We start from the raw sequence: 23617 nt of genomic DNA, 5'->3' as shown, positions 1-23617 counted from the left end.
CCTCACCGGCCGGCGACGCACCGCCGCTCACCCCCACCCGTGGTCACCCCCGCCCGCGGCAACCGTCCCCCGACGACAGGACAGCCATGAGACGAACGAATCTGTTCAGGATGGTCGCGGCGACAGCCGCGGCCACGCTGATCGCCACGGCGGGAGCGACAGCAGTCGCGAACCCGGCCGGCGCCGCCCGCCCTGCCGACGCGGCGGCAGCGCCGAGCAGCGGCTTCGCCCCGGCAGCCACCAACCTCGCCCAGGGCCGACCCACCCAGGAGAGCGGCCACGCCGACGTCTACGACTCGTCGAAGGTCGTCGACGGCAACGCGGGCAGCTACTGGGAGAGCCTCAACAACGCGTTCCCGCAGTGGGTGCAGGTCGATCTCGGCTCATCGCAGAGCGTCAACCAGGTCGTGCTGAAGCTGCCGACGAACGGCTGGGCGACCCGTACGCAGACGTTGAGCGTGCGGGGCAGCACGAACGGTTCGTCCTTCACCGATCTGGTCGGGTCGCAGACGTACACCTTCAACCCGGCGAGCGGCAGCACTGTCACGATCAACTTCAGCTCGACCTCCACCCGCTACGTCCGGATCACCGTCACCGCGAACAGCGGCTGGCCGGCCGGGCAGCTCTCCGAGCTGGAGGTGTACGGCAGCGGAGGCACCACCCCGGACACCACCGCCCCGAGCGTGCCGGGCAACCTCTCGTACACCCAGTCGGGCACCACCATCAGCCTCAACTGGGTCGCGTCGACCGACAACGCGGGCGGCAGCGGCATCGCCGGCTACGACGTCTACCGCAACGGCGCGTTCCTCCAGTCCGTCGGGAACGTGACCACCTTCAACGACACGCAGCCGGCCACGGCGACAGTGTCCTACTACGTGCGGGCGCGCGACGCCGCCGGCAACCTGTCCGGTAACAGCAACACGGTGACCCGCACCGGCAGTGGCGACACCACCGCGCCGAGCGTCCCGGGGACGCTGTCGCAGAGCACGTCGGGCAGCACGATCACGCTGAACTGGGGTGCCTCCACCGACTCCGGTGGCAGTGGCCTGGCCGGCTACAACGTCTACCGGGGCGGCAACCTGATCGCCACGCTGGGCACCGTCCTCACCTACCAGGACACCCAGCCGGCCACGGCGACCGTGTCCTACTACGTCCGGGCCCGCGACGGCGCCGGCAACCTGTCCGGCAACAGCAACACCGTCACCCGGACCGGCAGTAACCCGCCCGCCTGCACCAACGTGGCACAGGGCAAGAGCATGACGGCGAGCGGCTCCACGTTCAGCTTCACCCCGGACAAGGCAAACGACGGACAGCTCGGCACCTACTGGGAGGGCGCGGCCAGCTACCCGCAGAACCTGACCGTGGCACTGGGCGCGAACCACTCGATCTCCGGCGTCACCGTCAAGCTCAACCCCGACTCGGCCTGGGGCACCCGTACCCAGACCATCCAGGTCCTCGGTCGCGACCAGGCGTCGTCGTCGTACACCAGTCTGGTGTCGGCGGCGGCTTACCAGTTCGTGCAGGGCACCAACGTGGTGACCATCCCGGTCAGCGCGACCACGGCGGACGTGCAGTTGCGGTTCACCGGCAACACCGGCGCACCGTCCGGTCAGGTCGCGGAGCTTGAGGTGTGCGGTACGCCGGCACCCAACCCGGACCTGGTGGTCAGCTCGGTGACCTGGTCGCCGTCGTCGCCCAGCGAGGCCAGCGCGGTCACCCTGTCGGCAGTGGTGCAGAACATCGGATCCGCCGCCGCAGGCTCCACCACTGTCAACTTCAGCCTGGCCGGCGCGGTCGTCGGCAGCGCCACGGTCGGCGCGCTCGCCGCGGGTGCCTCGACCACTGTGTCGTTCAACGCCGGTACGCGGCCGATGGGCAGCTACGCCGTCTCGGCGGTGGTCGACCCGACGAACACGATCGTCGAGCAGAACAACGGCAACAACAGCTTCACCGCGGCGTCGCCTCTTGTGGTGACGCAGGCGCCGGGCCCGGACCTCCAGGTGCTCAGCATCGCCTCGAACCCGCCGAACCCGGCGGTCGGGGCGTCCGTCACCTTCACCGTGGCGGTCCGCAACCGGGGTACCACCGCGACCGGCGCGACCACCGTCACCCGGCTGGTGGCGGGCAGCACCACGCTCAACACCAACACCGCCTCGATCGCGGCCGGCGCGACGGTCACCGTGGCCGTCAGCGGCAGTTGGACCGCCACCAGCGGCGGTGCCACCCTCACCGCCACCGCTGACGCCACCAACGTGGTCGCCGAGACCAACGAGACCAACAACGCGTTCAGCCAGTCGATAGTGGTCGGACGCGGGGCAGCCGTCCCGTACACCTCCTACGAGGCGGAGGCCGGTCGCTACCAGGGCACGCTGCTGGAGACCGACCCGCTGCGTACCTTCGGCCACACCAACTTCGCGAGCGAGTCCTCGGGCCGCAAGTCGGTACGGCTCACCAGCACCGGCCAGTTCGTGGAGTTCACCTCGGCCAACCAGGCCAACTCCATCGTGGTGCGCAACTCCATCCCGGACGCTCCCGGTGGCGGCGGCATCGAGGCGACCATCAGCCTCTACGTCAACGACGTCTTCTCCCGGAAGCTGACCCTGTCGTCCAAGCACAGCTGGCTCTACGGCAACACCGACGGGCCGGAGGCGCTGACCAACACCCCGCAGGCCGACGCCCGACGGCTCTTCGACGAGTCGAACGCGTTGCTGGCGCAGTCGTACCCGGCGGGCACCCGCTTCAAGTTGCAGCGCGACTCGGGTGACACCGCCTCGTTCTACGTCATCGACATGATCGACCTGGAGCAGGTGGCGGGGCCGGCGAGCCAGCCGGCCGGCTGCACCTCCATCACGTCGTACGGCGCGGTGCCGAACGACGGGATCGACGACACCGCAGCCATCCAGCGGGCGGTGACCGACGACCAGAACGGTGTCATCGGCTGCGTCTGGATCCCCGCCGGGCAGTGGCGGCAGGAGCAGAAGATCCTGACCGACGACCCGCTGAACCGGGGCATGCACAACCAGGTCGGCATCAGCAACGTCACGATCCGGGGTGCCGGCATGTGGCACTCGCAGCTGTACACGCTGACCGAGCCGCAGAACGTGGTGGGCGGCATCAACCACCCGCACGAGGGCAACTTCGGCTTCGACATCGACAAGAACACCCAGATCTCCGACATCGCCATCTTCGGCTCGGGCCGGATTCGGGGTGGTGACGGCAACGCCGAGGGTGGCGTCGGTCTGAACGGCCGCTTCGGAGCCGGCACGAAGATCAGCAACGTCTGGATCGAGCACGCCAACGTGGGTGTCTGGGTCGGCCGCGACTACGACAACATCCCCGACCTGTGGGGCCCGGCCGACGGGCTGGACTTCAGCGGCATGCGGATCCGCAACACGTACGCCGACGGCATCAACTTCAGCAACGGCACGCGCAACTCGCGGGTGTTCAACTCGTCGTTCCGCACCACCGGTGACGACGCTCTCGCCGTCTGGGCCAACCCGTACGTGAAGGACCGCAGCGTCGACATCGCCCACGACAACCACTTCGTCAACAACACCATCCAGTTGCCCTGGCGGGCCAACGGCATCGCCATCTACGGCGGCTACGACAACTCGATCCAGAACAACCTGATCTACGACACCGCCAACTACCCGGGCATCATGCTGGCGACCGACCACGACCCGCTGCCGTTCTCCGGCACGACGCTGATCGCCAACAACGGGCTCTACCGCACCGGCGGCGCATTCTGGAACGAGGACCAGGAGTTCGGTGCCATCACGATCTTCCCCGCCACCCGGGACATCGTCGGGGTCACCATCCGCGACACCGACATCATCGACTCCACATTCGACGGCATCCAGTTCAAGAACGGTGGCGGCAACATACCGAACCTCGCCATCACCAACGTGCGGATCGACAAGTCCAACAACGGTGCCGGCATCCTCGCGATGAGCGGCGCGCGCGGCAACGCCAATCTGACGAACGTGACAATCACCAACTCGGCCGACGGCAACATCGTCATCCAGCCGGGCTCACAGTTCGTCATCAACGGCGGCTAGTCCGCCGCTTGATCACCACGTTTCAGTGAGGTCGGGGTGTCCGCGGACTGCGGACACCCCGATTTCCATGAAGCCGAGTCGATCGCCGCAGCGCAGGGTCCGTCGTGGGCGTCGCGCCGCCGGCAACGACCGGCATCGTCGAGCAGGCCGTCACAGAACACTCGGGTACGCAGGAACTGCGCGTCCTCCTCGCTGAGCGTGGTCTCGCCGAAGTCGACGACGGCGAGGTGACCGAGCGAGTCGCGGAGCGCCACGGCCAGGGCGGTCACCTCGTCGAGGCTGGTCAGGGTGGTCGGCAGGTGGATGATCCACCGTGGCGCGGTCATCGCAGCGCCACAGTTCCTCCGGAGAGCAGCGTCTGGATCTGCCCGTCGGTCAGGCCGCGCTCTTCCAGGACGCGTCGGCCCCAGCGGTGCAGCCGGCACGGGTGCGCTGCCTCGTCCTTGCGGCAGCGCGCACCGTCGGGCTGCTCGGGGGCGTGCACGGTGACCGCTCTCAGCGCCAACACGACGTCAACCGTGGTGACGTACTGCGGCAGCGGTAGATCATCGACAGGTCCCATGGTCCTCCCGTCCCGAATTGTTCTCTGGCTGTCCACGAATGGTCGTTTCACTGCTGGCCCAACGCAATCTTTCGCGGCAGAATCCAGACCAAGGGGCGAGGTGTCTTACACGACGACAGTCAGGGAGATGACGTGGACGACTCCGGCAGCACAGTCCCACGGAGGCAGCTCGGCAGATATCTGAGAGAGCTTCGCGAAAATGCCTATGTGACGGTCACGGCGGCGGCCAAGGAATTGGAATGGTCGGCACCCCGAATCTGGCGGTACGAAACCGGCCAGGTCCCCATGCACCCGAACGACGTGGCGGCCATGTGCCGGGTCTACAACGCGTCTCCGGAGACGATCGAGACGATGCGGGCGCTGGCCCGGGAGACCAAGGCGCACGGCTGGTGGCACAGCTACGGCGAGGCGATCAAGGACTGGTTCAAGCTGTACGTCGGTCTGGAAGCCGCCGCCACCCGCATCCGCAAGTACGAGGCGGACCTCATTCCCGGGCTGTTGCAGACGGTCGAGTACATGACCGAGGTGATCGCCACCGACCATCCGCAGCTCGGCGAGGCGGAGCGCAAGGCTCGGGTGGACATCCGGCTGCGTCGGCAGCGCTTGCTGGCCCGTGCGGTGCCCCGCGCCCCGCATCTCGACGTCATCCTGAACGAATCGGTGTTGCGCCGGCCGCTGCGCGATCGATCGGCCATGGTCCGGCAACTGGAGGCCCTGGTGGTGACGAGCGAGCGGCACAACATCAACCTGCGCGTGCTGCCGCTGACCGCTGGGCTGTTCCGCTGGGCATCGTCTGGCACCTTCACCATGCTCGACTTCCCGACCGACGTGCGGTCGCCGGAGCCGACCACGATCTATATGGACGGTCCCTGCGGCGCGGTTTACCTTGACAAGGCGCACGAAATCGAGGTCTACGAGACCGTATGGCGCTCACTCGGGGAGCGGGCGTTGACCCCGATTGAGTCCCGCGAACTGATTGCGGCGATAGCGAAGGAGATGACCGATGCAGCGTGACGGAGTGTGGCGCACGTCGACCCGATCCGGTGGCGACGGCGACTGCGTCGAGGTGGCGGGCTTCGCCGAGTCGGTAGGCGTACGCGACAGCAAGGACCGGCAGGGGCCGGTGTTGACCTTCACACCCTTGGCCTGGGCCGCGTTCGTCCAGTTCACGGCGGTGAGTCAGCCCGTGCAATGATCAAGGCCGGCTCGCTGGCGGGGAGGCTGAGAAATCACGATGGGTGTCGTCACGACGGGGCTCTGTCTCGTCGTACCCGCTCTGTTCGTGCTCTGGTTGTGGGGCCGACCTCTGCTCACCGGCCGCTGGAAGACTCCGGGCTGGTTCGCCGCGACGGCCGGGCTCTCGATCGTCGCCACCGCCGTCACCTGGTTCGTCGGGGTGTTCGCGGGTTCCTCCATGAACTCGGAGGAGTCCTGTCGACAGGCCGGCGTCAGCTACGACAGTGCCTACCGCGCGGCCCACTGGCGTGAGTCGTCGCGGTGGTTCCCCCTCCACGACCGATGCAACGCCACCCATGACCTGGTGCCCGCCTGGGTCAACCCGGCCCTGGTGTTGCTGTCCCTGCTCGCCGTCCTCTGCATCGGCGCAGCGGTCCGGCTGGCCGTCGTGCGACACCGGACCGCAAGGAGTCGGCGACGGTACGCGCAACTGTCCAACGACGTGGCGTAGAGGCGGCGAAGCCAGGTGACCAGCGATTCGGCACGCTGCGAGACCCTTGCCGGAGATGATGACGGTCGATCGAAGAGATCAGACAGGTGGATGGCAGGCCCAGCGAACGTCGTTGCGATGATGGCTCGGTTGTCGAAGAGCCGCGGGCAGACTTTCGACAGCGTGCTGCGCGCCGCGGAGGTCGATCAGTCCGAGATCGAAGTGGCCGGTCCGTCAGCCCTGCGACGACTCGCTCCCGTGCTCGGTGTGCACCCGGCAGACCTCTTGGTCCTCGCCGGCCTCGACGTGCCGAGTGACCTGGCACCCTGCGCGGCTCCGGTCGGCTCGATCCTGGACCACCTCGTGAAGACCGCTCTTCGTCTGCCCGTCGAGCAGCGCGAACACCTTCTCGGGGCGGCCAGATCGATGCCGCTTCCGGAGTCGGCAGCACCGATCGTGCGGGGGCGAGATCCGTTTCCGTACGGACCCGGAGCGGTGATCGTGCGCCTGCTGCGTAACCGCAATCTGGACAGCCTGAACTCGGCGAAAATGGTGTACCGGCTGGCCGGCATCGGGCCGTTGTCGGCGGCGACCATCAATGTGGTGGGCCTCGGCCGTAAAGAACTTGACCCCCAGCTGTTGTTCGCTTTCGCGACAGTGCTCTCCTACCGGGTCGAGGATCTGGCCGCGCTGCTCGACATCGAATTGCCGCAGACCTTTCCGCCTGCGGACACCGCGTCCCGTTAAGTGGCAGAGCTGATCTGGGAGGCGCGTCACCTGAGTGCCGATCGGCTCCGCGCCCTTCAGGAGAAGCTGGTGCCGGCCGTCTGACCAGGGCTCATGGTCATCGGGGAATGTGGCTTCTGGTCGAGTGGAGTGAATGACTAAGCTCCCCGCCATGGCGACGCCGATGACGATCTCAATGGGTGGTGAGCAGCGGTTCGTCGCCGTGATCCTCGCCGGCGACGCTGCTGCCCCTGGCCGGCTGTGGGTCTGCGTCAGAGGAGACCATGCACCTGTGCGTAGCAGTTGGTTGGGCTGTTGGAGCAGCGCGAAGGATGTAGCGGAGCCAGGCCTTCACCAGTTCCTCGAAGAACTCGACGAGAGGTTGGCGCAGGGTGGCCGCTCGGGGCCGCTCGGTCTCTACCTGGACGAGCATCACTTCCTCGAGGGTTGGGATTCGTGGGGCTGCGGCATTCCGTCGCCGCTGGCGAGTGTCGTGCCGGACGAGGTCGTGACCAGTGCCGGACATGCCTTGTCGATATCGGAGCTCGTTAGTGGTGTCTTCGGGTCGGGTGAGTGCGATCAGGACGGCAGTCGGCTGTTGTGCGAGCCGTCCGACTTCTCGATCGGCCAGGCCGAGGTGCGCAACGGGGAAGGGGTAGGCGAGGAGGCTTGAGCCGACCCTTGATCGACACAAGGTCGGCGAGCTGGGGGTGTTGGGTAGCGGGGATACCACCAGGTCGGCGACGTCGTGTTGATCAAGGACCGGGGAGGGGCCTTTCGACTCATCGATCAAGTGCAGTGCGGCTGATTTCGAGGCGCAGACCGCCGTAACGCGACGACGGGCCCGAGCGAACAGCTGCTCAGGCCCGTCGTCGCGCGGTCTCAGCCGAAGGACTTGACCCCGCGCCAGTCGTCGCCCAGGACGACCTTCACCGGCCCGCCCGTGTCGGTCTTGGACGGGTGGTAGATCCGCATCATGCCGTCGGTGCCGGAACGGGTCCAGAAGTCCGGAATCCGGTCCCCGCTGACGTCCGGGATGCTGATGATCGCGCTGATGTTGGCCTCGGACCATCCCGTCCCGTACGAGACGTCGCCGCTGCGGGATGCGGCCGCCGTCTTGAGCGAGTCCAGGTTCACGCTGCCCGGGAGTGAGCCGGGCTTGCCGTGCCGGACGTACATGTTGCCGTTGTCCATGTTCCGCCAGAGCATGTCCGGCGTGCCGTCCAGGTCGATGTCCGCCACGTTGACGATCTCGCGGCGGGCCCAGGCGGAGCCCTCCATCAGAGTCGCCTCCTGGAAGCTGCCACCGGTGTAGCCGCTCAGTGTCCAGAACGCGGTTCCGGCTCGCAGGATCAGGTCCGGAAGCTTGTCGCCGGTGATGTCACCGACCGCCTTGATCTGGGTCCAGGTCGAGGGTGCCGGTATGGCGGTCCCACCGACGCCGGTGGGCGGCAGGAGGACCCGCAGGCGGCGGTCGACGTCGAAGGTGCCGTACCCGTCGCCCGGGTAGATCCAGAACCCACCGTCGGGGGTACGGACGAACATGTCGGTCGTACCGTCGCCGGGATAGACGTCGGAGTGCTTGGCGAGCAGGGCTGCGTTGCCGGTGGCCGGGTCAAACCAGTGACCTGTTGGGTTGAGCTTGCCGTCGGCGGTGTAGGAGCCGACGAGCCAGGCGTACAACTCGCCGCCCGCGTCGCCGGCGTAGTTGCGCAGGTTGCCCGAGGAGTCCACCAGGAGCAGGTCGGGAATGCCATCACCGCCCGTGTCACCTGGACCGTCGGCCGTCGAGCGGGGCGGCACGTAGAACGTGTAGTCGGTGCGGGCGCTGCGGTTGCCGACCGTGTCGAACGCGTACACGTGCAGGGTCGTGGGCCCGGCGTGCCGGGGTGCCAGGTTGGGCACGGTGGCAGTGCCGTTGGTGGCCGGGACGGCCACGGCGCCGATGCTCTCGAACGAGTACGTGAAGCTCGTGGCGCCGGAGGCGCTGAACGTGATGGGACCGGTCTCGCCGAACTTGATCGTCGCCCACGTCGCGCCGTCCGGGGTGGCCCGCTTGAAGACGTCGCTGGCGACGTCCGGGGCCGGAGGTGCGGAGGCGTCGATGGTGATGCGGCACGGCTCGGTGCCGGGTGGGAAGAACGAGGAGGAGGCGCCGACCGCGTCCTCGGCGCTCACCTCCCAGGAGTAGACCGCCTTGTCCTCCAGGTTGCCGGCGGGGATCGTCAGGCTGGCCTTGCCGTCGCTCGTCGTGGCGACCACGGTGCCCGCCGGAACAGCCGCGCCGTTCTTCCAGAATCGGAAGCGCAGGCTCTTGAGGTTGCCGTCGCCGTCGGAGGAATTCGCGGAGAGCACGATGTTGGTCTTCGCCACCGTCACGCCAGCGCCGGGCCCGGGAACGCAGGGGCCGCCGGGGGAGGTGGCGCCGTTGACCGGCTCGTTGGGCGGCCGGTTGTAGGTGACGGTCAACACCGCGGAGCTGACCGCGAACTTGCGCCAGGTGATCGTGTCGGACTCGCTGGTGGCGCGCATGCCGAAGGTGAGGTTCGACCAGCCGGCGTTGGCAGCGGCCTGGGCGCCCTTCTTCACGTCGAAGCTCGCGTAGTCGTCGGCGCAGCTACTGCCGTAACCGTAGGCGAAGGACCGCCGGGACTCCTCCTCCACCCACGTCGGTTGCTTGTTCCAGGTGCTGCCGCTGGAGATGGCGCCCGTGCGCCAGAGCTGCATCTCCCGGGCCGTGCACTGCCACGAGTGGTTGTTCAGCACCTTGAAGGTGGCGGAGGTTACCGCCGCGCCCTTGATCTTGGTGTCGTAACCCATGCGCCAGAACGAGCGGGCGCGCAGCGGGGTGTCCTCGTCGTAGCCCACCCGGGCGTCCGTCGTTCCGGAGTTGAAGTTGGTGCCGTTGTAGGTGTTGGTGTTGGGGTGCTGCGAATAGACGGTGGCCCAGGCTTGCTTGCCGCTGGTCATCGTCGGATCCAGGAAGACGGGGAAGAGCACGTCCGCGTCGGTGAGCAGCCCGGTGGCGGCGGCGTCAAGGTGCAGTCGGGCGTCACCCGTGCCGTCACCGTCGAGGCGGGTGGGCATCTGGGCCTGGCGTGCGCCGGGCTCGCCGCCGACCAGGCCGGACAGCTTCAGCACGTCGGCGGGCGTGGCGACGGACGTACGGGGGGCGCTGTCCGGTGCCTCGGGGTCGCGTCCCGCGGAGTCCCAGGCGAAGGGGCTGGGGATGGAGCTGACCTCTTCACCGCTGACCTTGTCGAGGGCCTGGACACCGCCGGTCGTCGCGTCGCGACGGAAGATCACCGAGTCGGACCGCAGTCCGTAGGTCAGGGTGCTGACCGCCTGGATGGTGGCGGCCGCACGGTTCTTGACGATCAGCAACTGTCCGAAGCCGCCGTCGTCGCGTGCGACGAGGAGCAGGTCCACCCCGGGTCGGACCTCGGGGTAGAGGGCGCGCGGCCCGTCGAGCACCGGCTTCGGAAGCCGACCGGGCCAGGTGTACGCGATGGTGTGTCCCTCGACGTCCATCTCGGTCAGGACGGTCGCCGAGTCGTCTCGCTGGTCCGGCGCGCTGCCACCGGAGAACCGCACGGGCGTGGCGGCGTTGACGGGGCGGATGGTCAGCCCGCCGGCGGCCGTCCCGGCGCGGGTCAGCGTGTTGTCGACGGCCACCCACTGTCCAGCGGTGTCCTTCGTCCGCTGGGGGGTGGCGTGGGTCGTCGTACGCAGGTGCCCGCTCGGCAGCGCCCAGGTGAGTGAGGTGGCGCTGGTGGCGGTTTCCACGAGCACGTCCGTGCCGGTCCGCAGCGCATCGGCCATCGCGGTCGCCTCGTCGCGCGGGGCGGGAGGCATCGGCGCGAGGGCGCTGTCGCGAGGTTGGTCGGTCCACGGCGTCGGGAGCGGGATCGCGACGAGTGCGGCCAGCAGGACGCCCAGGGTGAGGATCAGCCTGGTGCGCGTACGCACGAATGGGCTGAGCAGGCGAGGCACGGTCACGGCGCTTCTACTCCCCTGGGGGGCCGGCAACAAGGAAGGCACAACAAGTGGCCCCTTTCGGCGGGCCGAGGGGCAAAATGCGAGCACACGATCGCACGACGTGAGGGCGTTTCGTCTATCCCGTCAACGTTATGAATCCGTTACACGCCATCTCGGCATTGCCGGAAGTTCGGGCAGATTTTGATCTTGTGTCGGGTTTGGCAGGGCGTTTCACGGGGCCCTGTTGCTATCTGCCCGAATGACCCGGTTCCTGCACGCCGCAGCTAACTGATCATCAATGGCGGCGTGACCCAGATCACATTCTGCTGTGCGGGTGACGATCGGCTGGCCTTGAGTAGCGGCCGCTCCTACCGCAGAGTGCTCACGCACGTGCCGATCCGGTGCGTGCTTTTTCGCGGTCTTCCGCGCCTTCTCGTTGTTTTGCGCCTGGGTGGAGTCGACACGTATGCGTGGTATCGGGTTGCTGTCCCGGCGGTGGCATGGCCGACGGACCTCGACGGAGCCGCTTCGCCCACAAGGGCGTCGCGCCCGTACGGCGATCGTGCTGTTCCTGTCCACGACGCTCGTCGCGACATCCGTGCCCGCGCCGGCCTGGGCGGTGCCCGGTGCCGGCATGAGCCGCGAGGACACCCAGGTCCAACTGCCCGAAATTCCGACGACCAAGCAGGTCGATCAGAACGGGGAAGCCGAGACCGACCTGCTCACCGCCGACCAGGTGCCGGTCGTCCCGTACGTGCCCGGTGCCGTCGAGCCGTGGCAGCAGGACACCGGCGCCGTGGACCTGACCGGCGTCGAGCCCGGCGCGACCAAGCAGGTCGACGATCTGCCCGTCTCGCTCGGCGTACCGGAGGGTGGTGACCCGGCCGCCCTCGCCGGCACCTGGACCGTCGACCTTGCCGCCCCCGAGGCGTCCCAGGCCGCCAGCGTGTCGGGCCTGATCATGAAGATCACGCCGCCGGCAACCGCCGACCCGGCCGCCGAGGTCGCCCTCGACGTCAACTACACCGACTTCGCCGACCTGTACGGGCCGCTGGCCGCCGACCGCTTCGGCGTCATGCTGCTGCCCGACTGCGTCTTCGACGCCCCCGACTCCGGCGACTGTGCCACCGCCGGCACCAGCGGGATGACGTCGTCCGCGCCCGCCACGACGAGCGCCCGGACGGTGCCCAGCGAGGTGACGCTGGTGCCGACCAAGCAGGCGTCGGCGCGGATCGCGGCCACCGCTGACGAGCCGATGCAGCGGGTGGTCACGGGCAAGGTGCCCGTGGGCGCGTTGCTCGCGGCGCAGGATGCCGGCATCGCCCCGGGTGCCCGCGCTGCCGCTGCGGAAGGGTCGAGCGTCGTCGGGGTGATGGACACCGGAGCGTCCGCGGCGGGCGACTTCACCGCCACTCCGCTGCTGTCCTCCGGCTCCTGGGCCGCTGGTTCGTCGTCCGGTGCCTTCACCTACTCGTACCAGGTGCAGACCCCCGAGACCGCCGCCGGCCTGATGCCGAAGGTCGCCCTGTCGTACTCCTCGCAATCGGTGGACGGCCGCACCTCCGCCACCAACAACCAGGCCTCCTGGATCGGCGATGGCTGGGACTACAGCGCCGGGGCGATCACCCGCAGCTACGCCACGTGCCGGGAGGACTCGAAGAAGCCGGGTGCGAACAACTCCTCGCACCGCACCGCCGACCTCTGCTGGGGCTCGAAGAACAACGCCACCCTGTCGCTCGCCGGGATGACCACCGAGCTGGTCTGGGACGAGGGCAAGGAGGCCTGGTTCACCGCCAACGGCGACGGCTCGAAGGTCCAGCTGGTGAAGGACACCAGCCTGGCGAACGGCGACGCCGACGGCGAGTACTGGATCGTCACCACCCGGGACGGCACCCGCTACCACTTCGGCCGTAACCGCCTGCCCGGCTGGTCGGACCGGGGCAGCGCCGCCGACGACCCGGTCACCAAGTCGGTGCTCACCGTGCCGGTGTACGGCAACCACCTCGGCGAGGACTGCTACCAGGCGAACAACTGGGCCGGTTCGGTCTGCACCCAGGCGTGGCGGTGGTCCCTCGACTACGTCGAGGACATCCACGGCAACGCCATGAGCCTGTGGTGGGAACGCGAGACGAACCACTACGCCCGGAACTTCAACTTCAAGGACCCGGTCAGCTACGACCGGGGTGGCTATCTGGCCCGCATCGACTACGGGCAGCGCCGGGACACCCTCTTCTCGGAGGCGCCGCTGGCACGGATCGCCTTCAGCGTGGCGGAGCGCTGCTTCGCCGAGGGCTCCCTCACCTGCACCGACGAGAACTTCGCCAGCGCCAAGCCGGACAAGTACCGGATCTGGTACGACACTCCGGCCGACCTGCGCTGTGCTGCCGGCCAGAAGTGTTGGAACGCCTCGCCGTCCTTCTTCACCCGTAAGCGCCTCGACAAAATCACCACGTCGGCGCAGCGGACGTCGGCGAAGACCCTCCAGACCGTGGACGAGTACCAGCTCAAGCAGTCGTTCCCGATCCTGAAGACCGGCCCCAACACCGCCCTGTGGCTGGAGTCGATCACCCGCACCGGCCACGGCAGGAACAACGACAAGATCGCGCTCAACGCGGTGCGCTTCGAATCCAACACCGAGGAGATGCCGAACCGCGTCAAGCGGGACAACCGCCCCGGCTTCGCCCGGCTGCGTATCGCCCGGGTCATCAACGAGTATGGCGGCGAGACCGTCATCAACTACAAGACGCCCGTCGGCGACTGCAAGACCGGCACAGGGCTGCCCGGCAAGAGCGACACCGCGGCGCTGAAGTCCAACGACCGGTTCTGCTACCCGGCCTTCTGGCATCCCGACCCGGCGGTCGAGGACATCGACTGGTTCCAGAAGTACGTCGTCGACAGCGTCGAGGAACTCCCCAACCTGGACGGCGCGTTCACCACGACCACCCGGTACGTGTACGGCACGCCGGCCTGGCGGCTCGCCGAGCAGGAGTTCACCAAGAAGTCGACTCGCACGTACTCCCAGTTCGCCGGGGTCGACCAGGTCACCGTCTACACCGGCGCGGACGATCCCGACATCGGCAGCAAGCGGACCAAGTCCGTCACCCGATACTTCCGGGGCCTGGGTGACAACGTCTCGGTCAAGGACGTGGCCGAGGTCGAGATCGCCAAGGACCGGGAAGCCTTCGCCGGCCGGGTCGCCGAGGAGTTGACGTACGCCGACGCCGGCGACGCCGACGCCAACTGGCTCACCCGCAGCGTGACGTACCCCGCCGCGCAGGAACTCGCGTCTCGCTCCCGCGACGACGGGCTCAGCCCGCTGCAGGCCTGGCGGGTCACCGAGCCTCGGCAGGCCTCGTACACCCGGTCCTCCGGCACCGGCGACGACACCCGGACCCTGCGGACCGTCGAGACGAGGACCACCTTCGAGGCGACGCACGGCCTGCCCACGCACATCGAGTCGCTCGGCGACACCGGCAAGACCGGTGACGAGTCGTGCACCCTGGTGGACTACCTGCACCGCGACGACAAGAACATCATCGGGCTGACCAAGCAGATCCGGACCAGCCCGACGACCTGCGCCACCGCGACCTTCGACGACCTGAAGACGCTCAGCTCGGCGAGCCGCGTCGCCTACGACGGCCAGGCGTACGACGTCGCCCTGGGCGCCTCGACCCGCGGCCTGGCCAGCCAGACCTGGTCGCTGAAGGGCGACGGCACGGGCTTCCAGCCCGACGGCACCACCGGCTTCGACGCCATCGGTCGCGTGGTCAGCAGCACCGACCCGGACGGCAAGACCTCAAAGATCACCTACACGCCGTCCACCGGCCAGGCCACCAGCGTCACCGAGGAGAACTCGCTGGGGCACAAGCAGACCCGGGAGTTGGATCCGGGCCGCGCCGTCACGGTGAAGACCACCGACCTGAACGACCGGGTCAGCGAGGCGAAGTACGACGCGCTGGGCCGCCTCGTCGAGGCGTGGGGCCCCGGGCGTACCCCGTCGTCCACGGCCGTCCCGGACTTCCGGGCCCAGTACGTCGTGCCCGCCGGGAAGCCACCGGTCATCACCACCTTCAACCGGGGGCACGAGAACCGGATCCAGACCTCCGTCACGATCTACGACGGCCTGGGCCGCGAACGGCAGACCCAGGAAGAGGCCACCGGCGGCGGCCGGCTGATCACCGACACGGAGTACAACAGCTCCGGCGAGGTGTGGCGGACCAACAACGCGTACCTCGCCAACGGCTCGCCCGGCGGCCAGTTGTTCACGCCGTTCGTGGACCCCGACAACCCGGGGCCCGTACCCAACGCCACCCTCTACACCTACGACGGCCTCGGCCGGGTGACCCAGGAACTGCCCGTCCTGAACGGCGTCGAACAGCCGAACCGGGCCACCCGCTACGTGTACGGCGCCGACCACTCCACTGTGGTCAACCCGGCGGGCGCGACCTCCTACCGGATGTTCACCGACGCCCTGGGCCGGACCACCCGGGTCGACACCTTCACCAACAGCGCCCGCACCGAGTTCACCAGCATGCGCTACCAGCACGACGCGCGTGGTCAGCTCGCGCAGGCCACCCACTCGGCCAGCCCGACCCGCCCGTGGACCTGGACGTACGACCAGCGCGGCCGGATGGACAGCTCCACCGACCCGGACTCCGGCACCACCCGGATCACGTACGACCACCGGGACCGGCAGCTGACCTCCACCAACGCCCGCGGCATCACCGTCTGGAACGGCTACGACCAGCTGTCCCGCCCGACGTCTCAGCGGCTCGGCAGCAGCACCGGCACGCTCCTGGGCGAGTTCACCTACGACACCGTCGCCAATGGCAAGGGCCTCCCGGCCAGCGCCACCCGCTACACCGACGGCCTGCCCTACACCCAGCGGATCAACAGCTACAGCGACGACTACCAGCCCACGTCGACGACCCTCACGCTGCCGCAGTCCATCGCCGACACCTGGGGCCTGCGGACCTCCTACACCTACGACAGCACCTACACCGACACCGGTCTGCCCGAGTCGGCGACCCTGCCCGCCGTCGGCAGCCTGCCGTCGGAGAAGCTCCTCGTCCGCTACACCAAGGACGGTCTGCCGCTCTCGGTGTCCGGCAACAACTGGTACGGCGCGGAGACCGTCTACTCGCCATACGGGCAGGTGCTGCGCTCCACCCTCGGCGCCCAGCCGTACCGGGTGTGGACCATGGCCTCGTACGACGACGCCAGTGGTGCCCTCAACAGCCAGCAGGTCTACCGCGAGCAGACCGGCGACAAGAGCATCGTCGGCGGCAACCTCGTCTCCAACCGCTCCTACGCCTACGACGACGCCGGCAACGTCCTCGCCATCCGCGAGGAGGCGACCGGCATCGCCGAGCGGCAGTGCTTCCAGTACGCGCTCGGCCGGCTGAAGACGGCCTGGACCGCCAAGAACCAGGCGCAGTGCTCCCCGGGCCCGGTCAACACCGACGGCACCCTCAACGTGGCCGCCGGCACGGACAAGTCCGGCTACTGGCAGGAGTACGAGTACGACCTGCTCGGCAACCGCACCAAGCTGGTGGAGAAGGACCTGACCGGCGCCACCGCCAAGGACGCCACCACCACGTACACCTATGGCAAGGCCGACGGCAGCCAGCCGCGCACCCTCACCAAGGTCACCAAGAACTACCTCACCCCGGCCGGCGCCGCGATCACCGCTGCCGCCGAGCGGCTGTACGAGCTGACCGGCGAGACGAAGTCCGTCACCTCCATCCAGAACGGTGACCAGCAGACCCTGTCGTGGACGTACGACGGCCAGGTCGAGCGGATCGCCGGCGAGGGCACCAAGGGCCGGAGCTCGTACGTCGGCCTGGCCAACAAGTGCGTCGACCTCAGTCGTGGGTTGACCGTCCCGAACCAACCTTTGCAGTTGTACGGGTGCAATGGATCACCCGCGCAGCGGTGGGGCTTTGCTGCCACGCCCAACCAGAGCAACCCGAACCTGGGCACGCTGGCTGCGTACGACACCTGGTGTGTGCAGCCGGCCGCCAACACCGCGGGCTCGGCCTTCGCGGTGCAGAGCTGCACGGGTGCCGCGGCCCAGCAGGTGGAGCGCCTGTCGACCGGTCAGCTCAAGCACACCGCCTCCGGCCTCTGCATCGCCGTCAAGGACGCCGCGACCGCCGATGGCACGCCGATCGTGTTGGCGGCGTGCGCCACAGTGCCCGCGCAGCAGTGGGAGGCGCAGGACGAGACCCGGCACATCTACGGGCCGGGCGGCACGCGTCTGCTGACGATCCAGCAGCGTCAGGCCACCCTGAACCTGGGCGAGGCGCAGCTGACGGTGCAGAAGGGCGGGGTGCAGGTCTCCGTCCAACGCACGTACGCCGTGCCCGGTGGCACCGTGGTGCGCTACGCGAACAACAGCACTGCCAACTCGTACCTGCTGGCTCTGGCCGGTGACCATCAGGGCACCACGTACGCCGAGGTCGGCATGTACGACACGGCGATGCCGGTGCGGATCCGTAAGCAGGATCCGTTCGGCAACGAGCGGGGTGCCCCGCCGTTGAATGCGAACTTGCTGAACAACACCGGGTTCCTTGGTGCCGTCCGCGATGACGCTTCGGGTTTCACTCCGCTTGGCGCGCGTCTGTACGACCCGACGGTGGGACGGTTCCTGTCCGCGGACCCGGTCCTGGACCTGGCCGACCCGGCGCAGTCCAACGGGTACGCGTACGCCCACAACAACCCGGTGACCCACTCCGACCCGTCTGGTCTGTCGGTGGCGTTGACCGCGTCGGAGACGGCAGCGGCGCTGGCCGGTGCGGGTTTGTCGACGGCGATGGTCGCTCAGGCGCAGGCGAACATGGGCCGGTCGCTGACGTCGGTGATCCTCTCCGCCGCCTGGGACACCCTGAAGATGTTCATCGGCCTCGACGACGCCATGAACTGCTTTGGCGGTGACCTGTGGGCGTGCGGCGAGTTGATCCTCGGGGCGATTCCAGTTGGCAAGATTCTCAAGGCTCCGAAGGTGGCCAGGGCCATCAGCCGGACGATCGACGCCATTCAGGCCTGGCGATCGGCGAAGAGAGCCGCCGAGGCTGTCCTGGCTGCCGCCAGAGCGGCGGAGACGGCGGCGCTCAACGCCAAGAAGTTGGCGATCGAGCGAGCAAAGCAGGCGGCGCAGGCAGCCAAGAAAAAGGCCGCCGACAAGGTCAACACGACGAGCAACAAGGCGACCAACACCTCGAAGAAGACTGGTAATCCGGTCCAGAAGGACGCCCAGGCCAAGACCAACCCGAAGGGCTCGTCGGCCGCGTCGAGTGGTGCCGGCAAGGGCGGTGCCGGCAAGGGCGACTCGAAGCCCGGCGGCAAAGCAGGTGCCTCGGAACGTAGTAACGGCGGCTCCAGCGGTGGCTCCTGCAAGACCCCTGGAAACAGCTTCGTTCCCGGTACCAAGGTGGTCATGGCTGACGGGTCGGCCAAGCCGATCGAGGACGTCGAGCCGGGCGACAAGGTCCAGGTGACTGATCCGGAGACGGGTCGGGTCGAGGTGGAGACGGTCACCGCCGCGATCAAGGGCGAGGGTGTCAAGCACCTGGTGAAGGTCACCATCGACACCGACGGTGAGCATGGTTCGGACACGGCCGAGGCTACCGCGACGGACGGTCACCCGTTCTGGGTGCCGGAGTTGAACGAGTGGGTCGACGCCACCGACCTGCGATCCGGGCAGATGCTGCGGACCAGCGCCGGCACCCTCGTGCAGATCACGGCGATCGAACGCTGGAGCACCGCCTGGGCCACCGTCCACAACCTCACCGTCGCCAACATCCACACGTATTACGTGCTCGCCGGCACAACGCCGGTGCTCGTACATAACTGTGGCGAGGTCGAGTACGGTAGTACTGATCTCAGCGTTGAAGTCGTCAAGAAGCGCTTGGAGGAGGGCAGTCAGTTGCATAATGGCGCAGCTGCGCGCTATCTCGACGCTGACGGCAATGAGCAGATTGCAGTGGCTTTCTCAGGTGGTGGTAAGGGCCGGAAGTTCCACGCAGAGCAGAAGCTAATTGCCAGACTCGGCAAGGAGAACATCCTAGAGGTATATTCCGAGCTGCGACCTTGCTCGGGCAGGGGGGCGAGTTGCTCAGCCTCCTTGGGGGGTATCAAGCAGTCTTGGTCATGGGAGTGGACGACGTCGGCCGCAAGTGCCGCTTCAAGAAAAGATCAGGCTAACGCGATTAAGAAGGTGTTTGCGGAAGCGGCGGCGGGAATATGGTGACCTTTGGCGGGTCGGAGTCTAGATTCCGGTACGAGGAGAGCATTCTCGCTCTAATCCGGAAGTCGGATGCGCGGGGCTACCTGGCGCATCGGGGCCTTCCTGTGGATAATCCTTTGTTTTCTCCCGTGCCGGCCTATTCGCATACTGAGGAGGGCCGCGAGTTCATCGTCATCGGCAATGACGGAACCGATGATGTTGGTCTCTATTGCGTGGATATCGATACAGGTGAAGTCGCAATCATGAGCCTTGACTTGGAAGCTGGAATCGGACATGTCAACGCGTCGCCGTATGCCTTCGATCGGTGTATCTCGGAGTTCATCCGCGGCTGTCCGTATGGGAGCCGGGACAGCGAGCGGGAGGAGCTGGAATTGATAAGCGAGGATCTTGGTCGCGTCTTGTCGGGTATTGACGGCTCCATTTTTGACGAGGATCCGGGATTCTGGTACACGCTGCTACATGATGTAGCGATCGGCGACTATGCAGGGCCGTGAGGATGGCGGTGGCAGGACCTGGGGCGGCCGGTCATGCAGGTGGATCACTGATGAGGCTGGCTGAGTCGGTGTCAATGCAATTGGTGACAAGTGTGGATGTCGCACGCCCTCGGCAACCTCTTCGGAATTCCCGAGTGGCACTTGAGTCGAGAGTCACCAGCCGGTCTCGACGTTCATTATCTCATTGCGTCCGCAATTGATTATTCCGCAGATCCTTCTTCCGCAATGTCGTGCCTGCAGTGGTGCACAGGGCAGGGCGGCCGCTCAGATGAAGCGCGGCGGCATAAACCCTTGCACGGATTTCTGAGGTTAATTTATGTCCGATCAGGCCGGATTTTCAGCAACCTATCGGCATTGCATTCCCTGGAGTACGCTTCGGATCGAAGGTGTGGGGACGTCTGGGGGAATTCCCGAGATCGAAATCCCTGAGATCGACTTCTCTGAATCACTCTTCGCCTTCAATGGAGGGTGCCTCACTCTTGCTGTTGCACCAGCGGAGGTTGAGGTTGAAATCAGGGTTTCAGCCGAGGGTCCGCCGCCTGGTCAGGCGGTGATCTTCACAGGAGTGCTAGCGGTTCCTGACGGCGTGCTCGAGGTCGGCGATCTAGTCGCTGATGACTTTGTGCACCGATTCCGAGTTCCTGCGGGCGCGACGGAGATAGTCGTCTCGGTCGACGTTCCGGAGGAGGCTGTAAGGGTCGGGATAACCGTGCCGGCGATTTTAGGTGATCTGCTCTGAGGAAAAACGTGGGCGACGGACTGGGTGTGCGATGGCGCGCAACTGGGGCTGCGGTGGTTAGGCTGACCTGAGCAGAATGTCCCGCTGAGGGGGTGAGCCCGGATGGCCCAGGCCGCGTTCGCGCCGGAGCCGGCGCCGCAGCACACCGAGCCGTCGTTCGACGTGCTGCGGCGGCACGACGAGCCGTGGACTGCGCAGCTCGCCCTTGACCTGTTGCCGGAGACCAACGGCCCCAAGGTTGAGGTCCTGAGCGGAAGCGTGATCGTGACACCACATGCCGGGTACGACCATCAGGATGCGGAGCTGGACCTCGCGTATCACCTGAAGCAGGCGGCCCGCCGTGCAAAGCTGTGGCTCTATCTGGAGACGAACGTCGTCTCTGGTGAAGATCTCTTCATCCCCGACATCGTGATCCTCGACGCGCCGGGCGGTGGCCGGACGACGATGGACATCGGGCACGCCGTGCTGTTGGGCGAGATTGTCTCCCCCGGGAACCGGCGCAAGGACATCATCGACCGGCCGCGTGAGTACGCAGCCGCTGGCGTGCCCTTCTTCCTCCGGGTCGACCTGCGTAATCGGGTGCCCACGATCGCGCTGTACGAGTTGATCGAGGGGGAGTACCGACCGGTGGCCGCTGCGGCTGCCGGAACACGGTTCGTCATGCGAGAGCCGTTCGAGTTCTCCATCGATCCGGGCGACCTGCTGGGCGAGGAGGCGGCACCGACCGGGCCGGGGCACGAGTCGACCGACAAAGAGGCTTGATCGACACGGTTTCCTAGAAATCGGGGTGTCGGGGTGCTTGGGATGCCGCGACTTCCGTGAACCCGAGAGGACGTCAAGCCGGGCGACAAGGTCCAGGTCACTGATCCGGAGACGGGTCGGGTCGAGGTGGAGACGGTCACCGCCGCGATCAAGGGCGAGGGTGTCAAGCACCTGGTGAAGGTCACCATTGACACCGACGGTGAGCATGGTTCGGACACGGCCGAGGTCACCGCGACGGACGGTCACCCGTTCTGGGTGCCGGAGCTGAACGAGTGGGTCGACGCCACCGACCTGCGATCCGGCCAGATGCTGCGAACCAGCGCCGGCACCCTCGTGCAGATCACGGCGATCGAACGCTGGAGCACCGCCTGGGCCACCGTCCACAACCTCACCGTCGCCAACATCCACACGTACTACGTGCTGGCGGGCGCCGTGCCGGTCCTGGTTCACAACTGCGGTAATGCCCGGTTCGAAGTGGATTCCAGCGGGGTTGCGAGTGACCTAGAAAATCCGGTCACGGCCACAGTTCCGGACAATCGGGCTACGCACTACGGTGGCTCGCAGACAAATGGCCCTGGCGGTCGGGCGGCGCGAGCAGCGGGTGAGGGTCAGCCGTGCCCGGAGTGCGGCGCTACGATGACATCAGGAACCCCTCATGCCCCCGTTCCGGAGCATGACCCGCCGCTTGTTCTCCACTACTATCGCGGCGGCGGGTCGGAAATGACGAACGCAGAGCGAAGAGCCTACGCAAGGGATGACGGCATCAATGGGGCCGCATGTAAGGTCTGCCAGCTAGCGCAGGGGGCCGAGATGGCGAAGGTCTCCAAGGCGATTAAAAGGAATCTGGGACTATGGCCGAAGATAGCGAAAGATTGTCTGCCCTTGAGCGGCATGTTCGGAGATTCTGGGATGGCCATATTGTGGAAGCCGCGTCCTGGGATCGCGGGCCGATCCTGGAGCGAGTTCCACACTTCGCCGCCTATCGGGTCTACCCCCAGCGTGCTGGTGACGCTTGGGTTTACGTAACAGTCGGGTCCTCTGTGCAAGGATCTGCAGTCGATGGAATCGAGTTCTTCGTAATGTCCTCCGTGGCTGCCGACATGCACTCGGAAACGCTGGCAATGGTGAGTCACTTTCACTCATTCGAGGCTCATCAGTTGGACGTGGGATCTGTCATCAATATTGGCCGGCCTTGGATGCCGGGTTCGCACATGGATCACCTCTTGGTGAGCCTTCCTTATCCCTACGGGCCCGAGCTTGAGTGGGCTCCGGCGGAAGCGGGTGGTGCGCGATTCTTGTGGCTGCTTCCGATTTACAAAAGCGAGGCTGATTTCATCAAGCGTGAGACTCTTGATGAGTTCGAATCCATGCTGGACGCGGAGGGCGTAAACGTATTAGATCCCAACAGGCATCCGATTGTCTGAGGGAATCCTTGCCGCCTTGCAGCTCGCATTGAGAGCCGTAAGGCGCTTGGATCCTTCCAGGCTACCCCTCATCGCTATCCGTGGGACGCAGGAAACCGCTGTAGGGCCTCGCCGGAAATATGGTATGGCGGGGCCCTACGGCGGTTTTACGGCAACGCTGACGGCAACGTCAGCGGACAGCGATGGTGACAGACGGGTCGCTGGGTTCTCCGCCGGTGGGCTGAGGGCGTCGTTCAGGGTGTCGATGGCTGACCTTGTGTCCCGGCATCGCCAGTCAGGAACGTGTATCTACCTGTAGACCGTGACTGCCTATGCCAACGGCGTAGCCACCACGGACGAGTTCGAGGCAGCGCACGACATCGCCAAATGGAAGAACGCCCGGGCGGCGGAGACGGCCGCGTTGAACGCCAAGAAGCTGGCGGTCGAGCGGGCGAAGAAGGCGGCGCTTGGTCGGGGCGCCCGCTACTCGTTGCGTAGTGCCGCTGAACGTGGCCAGGCCAGAAAGCGTGCGTGCAGGACCCCCGATGGGGTGTGCGGCAGGTCCTCACACGCCTGCACCAGGTACGCCGACAGGTGCAGCATCAGCGACACCCGCGCACCGGTGAACTCCGCCACGAGCTGCCGCTTACGAGTCCGACACGGCCACGCCGCCCCGCACCCCGCGCAGATCCACTGCGGCCGTACCGGCTGATGCACCGACAACAACCCCACCACCCATCCGGCTCGTTGGAAGGGAGAAGGGGCCACCGCCGACACCCGACCCGACCGCATCCCGGGCCGGCGACAACCCCTTCCCCCCTGGCACCCACCAGCCCGGCGAATCTGCCGCAAGCGAACCGGCGAGGCCCTGCCGCAGAACCTACGAATCAGCCCCGGGCACCCCAACGTCCCGACGGACACCACCCCGGACACTTCCACGACCTGGCGCGTCCCGCTGTGTCCACTACCGTGGGACGGTAT

The 23617-nt window shown here is 67.0% G+C and carries 15 protein-coding genes and 1 pseudogene; 12 read left to right on the top strand and 4 right to left on the bottom strand.

The features are described 5' to 3' along the window. The first annotated feature begins 86 nt into the window (after positions 1-86). Positions 87-4058: a CARDB domain-containing protein gene (locus FHU34_RS27200; protein WP_145785058.1), complete on the top strand. Its 3972-nt coding sequence runs from the start codon at positions 87-89 to the stop codon at positions 4056-4058. Here FHU34_RS27200 and FHU34_RS27195 read toward each other — a convergent pair. Together FHU34_RS27195 and FHU34_RS27190 are read right to left on the bottom strand one after the other, a co-directional pair. Further along, positions 4055-4384, bottom strand: a complete 330-nt coding sequence (locus FHU34_RS27195) for a hypothetical protein (protein ID WP_244311853.1) — start codon at positions 4382-4384, stop codon at positions 4055-4057. The two genes, FHU34_RS27200 and FHU34_RS27195, sit on opposite strands and share 4 nt — an antisense overlap. Further along, positions 4381-4620, bottom strand: coding sequence for a hypothetical protein (locus FHU34_RS27190; RefSeq protein WP_145785057.1), 240 nt, complete (start codon positions 4618-4620; stop codon positions 4381-4383). Before FHU34_RS27190 ends, FHU34_RS27195 begins: the two co-directional genes overlap by 4 nt. A gap of 132 nt (positions 4621-4752) precedes the next feature. On the opposite strand from FHU34_RS27190, the gene FHU34_RS27185 reads away from it, so the two are divergent. From FHU34_RS27185 to FHU34_RS27165, 5 genes are all read left to right on the top strand, one after another. Further along, positions 4753-5634: a helix-turn-helix domain-containing protein gene (locus tag FHU34_RS27185; RefSeq protein WP_145785056.1), complete on the top strand. Its 882-nt coding sequence runs from the start codon at positions 4753-4755 to the stop codon at positions 5632-5634. A gap of 4 nt (positions 5635-5638) precedes the next feature. Beyond that, positions 5639-5815, top strand: a complete 177-nt coding sequence (locus FHU34_RS27180) for a DUF397 domain-containing protein (RefSeq protein WP_145785828.1) — start codon at positions 5639-5641, stop codon at positions 5813-5815. A gap of 39 nt (positions 5816-5854) precedes the next feature. Beyond that, positions 5855-6307 carry a hypothetical protein gene (locus tag FHU34_RS27175; RefSeq protein WP_145785055.1) on the top strand — a complete coding sequence of 151 codons (453 nt, stop codon included), beginning with the start codon at positions 5855-5857 and terminating at the stop codon, positions 6305-6307. A gap of 129 nt (positions 6308-6436) precedes the next feature. Then, positions 6437-7033 (top strand): hypothetical protein, encoded by a 597-nt coding sequence (locus FHU34_RS27170; RefSeq protein WP_145785054.1) that lies wholly within the window; start codon positions 6437-6439, stop codon positions 7031-7033. 151 nt (positions 7034-7184) lie between these two features. After that, on the top strand, positions 7185-7685 hold the full coding sequence (locus FHU34_RS27165; RefSeq protein ID WP_244311852.1) for a hypothetical protein: 501 nt from the start codon (positions 7185-7187) through the stop codon (positions 7683-7685). Between the two features lie 209 nt (positions 7686-7894). On the opposite strand, the gene FHU34_RS27160 is transcribed toward FHU34_RS27165, so the two are convergent. Then, positions 7895-11011, bottom strand: a complete 3117-nt coding sequence (locus tag FHU34_RS27160) for a DNRLRE domain-containing protein (protein WP_145785053.1) — start codon at positions 11009-11011, stop codon at positions 7895-7897. A 445-nt stretch (positions 11012-11456) separates the two neighbouring features. Between FHU34_RS27160 and FHU34_RS27155 the strand changes: the two genes are divergently transcribed. The 6 genes and pseudogenes from FHU34_RS27155 (at position 11457) to FHU34_RS27130 (ending at position 22657) form a co-directional block, all read left to right on the top strand. Then, positions 11457-19241: an RHS repeat-associated core domain-containing protein gene (locus FHU34_RS27155; RefSeq protein WP_145785052.1), complete on the top strand. Its 7785-nt coding sequence runs from the start codon at positions 11457-11459 to the stop codon at positions 19239-19241. Continuing rightward, positions 19235-19732 (top strand): SUKH-4 family immunity protein, encoded by a 498-nt coding sequence (locus tag FHU34_RS27150; protein WP_145785051.1) that lies wholly within the window; start codon positions 19235-19237, stop codon positions 19730-19732. The genes FHU34_RS27155 and FHU34_RS27150 overlap by 7 nt, the downstream gene beginning before the upstream one ends. A gap of 316 nt (positions 19733-20048) precedes the next feature. Continuing rightward, positions 20049-20471, top strand: coding sequence for a hypothetical protein (locus FHU34_RS27145; protein WP_145785050.1), 423 nt, complete (start codon positions 20049-20051; stop codon positions 20469-20471). A 102-nt stretch (positions 20472-20573) separates the two neighbouring features. Continuing rightward, the gene (locus FHU34_RS27140; protein WP_145785049.1) at positions 20574-21233 is read left to right on the top strand and encodes a Uma2 family endonuclease; all 660 of its coding nucleotides are present in this window, start codon (positions 20574-20576) and stop codon (positions 21231-21233) included. A gap of 66 nt (positions 21234-21299) precedes the next feature. Then, a pseudogene (locus tag FHU34_RS34310) lies at positions 21300-21698 on the top strand (polymorphic toxin-type HINT domain-containing protein); the annotation flags it as partial. Positions 21699-22084: 386 nt separating this feature from the next. Beyond that, entirely contained in the window at positions 22085-22657 is a 573-nt protein-coding gene (locus FHU34_RS27130; protein WP_145785048.1) for a suppressor of fused domain protein, read from the top strand. 462 nt (positions 22658-23119) lie between these two features. On the opposite strand, the gene FHU34_RS27125 is transcribed toward FHU34_RS27130, so the two are convergent. Further along, a complete protein-coding gene (locus FHU34_RS27125) occupies positions 23120-23368 on the bottom strand; it encodes a flavin reductase (RefSeq protein WP_145785827.1) in 249 nt (82 codons plus the stop codon). Positions 23369-23617 lie beyond the last annotated feature (249 nt).

Source organism: Micromonospora taraxaci (assembly GCF_007830095.1).
Lineage (GTDB): Bacteria > Actinomycetota > Actinomycetes > Mycobacteriales > Micromonosporaceae > Micromonospora > Micromonospora taraxaci.
This window is presented reverse-complemented; position numbering and strand designations above follow the sequence as displayed.

Bases quoted from the DNA above. Each gene is read 5' to 3' on its own strand.
- FHU34_RS27200 (WP_145785058.1), top strand. From the start codon at position 87: ATGAGACGAACGAATCTGTTCAGGATGGTCGCGGCGACAGCCGCGGCC.
- FHU34_RS27145 (WP_145785050.1), top strand. From the start codon at position 20,049: ATGTCCGATCAGGCCGGATTTTCAGCAACCTATCGGCATTGCATTCCC.
- FHU34_RS27175 (WP_145785055.1), top strand. From the start codon at position 5,855: ATGGGTGTCGTCACGACGGGGCTCTGTCTCGTCGTACCCGCTCTGTTC.
- FHU34_RS27130 (WP_145785048.1), top strand. From the start codon at position 22,085: ATGGCCGAAGATAGCGAAAGATTGTCTGCCCTTGAGCGGCATGTTCGG.
- FHU34_RS27195 (WP_244311853.1), bottom strand. From the start codon at position 4,384: ATGACCGCGCCACGGTGGATCATCCACCTGCCGACCACCCTGACCAGC.
- FHU34_RS27140 (WP_145785049.1), top strand. From the start codon at position 20,574: ATGGCCCAGGCCGCGTTCGCGCCGGAGCCGGCGCCGCAGCACACCGAG.
- FHU34_RS27190 (WP_145785057.1), bottom strand. From the start codon at position 4,620: ATGGGACCTGTCGATGATCTACCGCTGCCGCAGTACGTCACCACGGTT.
- FHU34_RS27165 (WP_244311852.1), top strand. From the start codon at position 7,185: ATGGCGACGCCGATGACGATCTCAATGGGTGGTGAGCAGCGGTTCGTC.
- FHU34_RS27150 (WP_145785051.1), top strand. From the start codon at position 19,235: ATGGTGACCTTTGGCGGGTCGGAGTCTAGATTCCGGTACGAGGAGAGC.
- FHU34_RS27155 (WP_145785052.1), top strand. From the start codon at position 11,457: ATGCGTGGTATCGGGTTGCTGTCCCGGCGGTGGCATGGCCGACGGACC.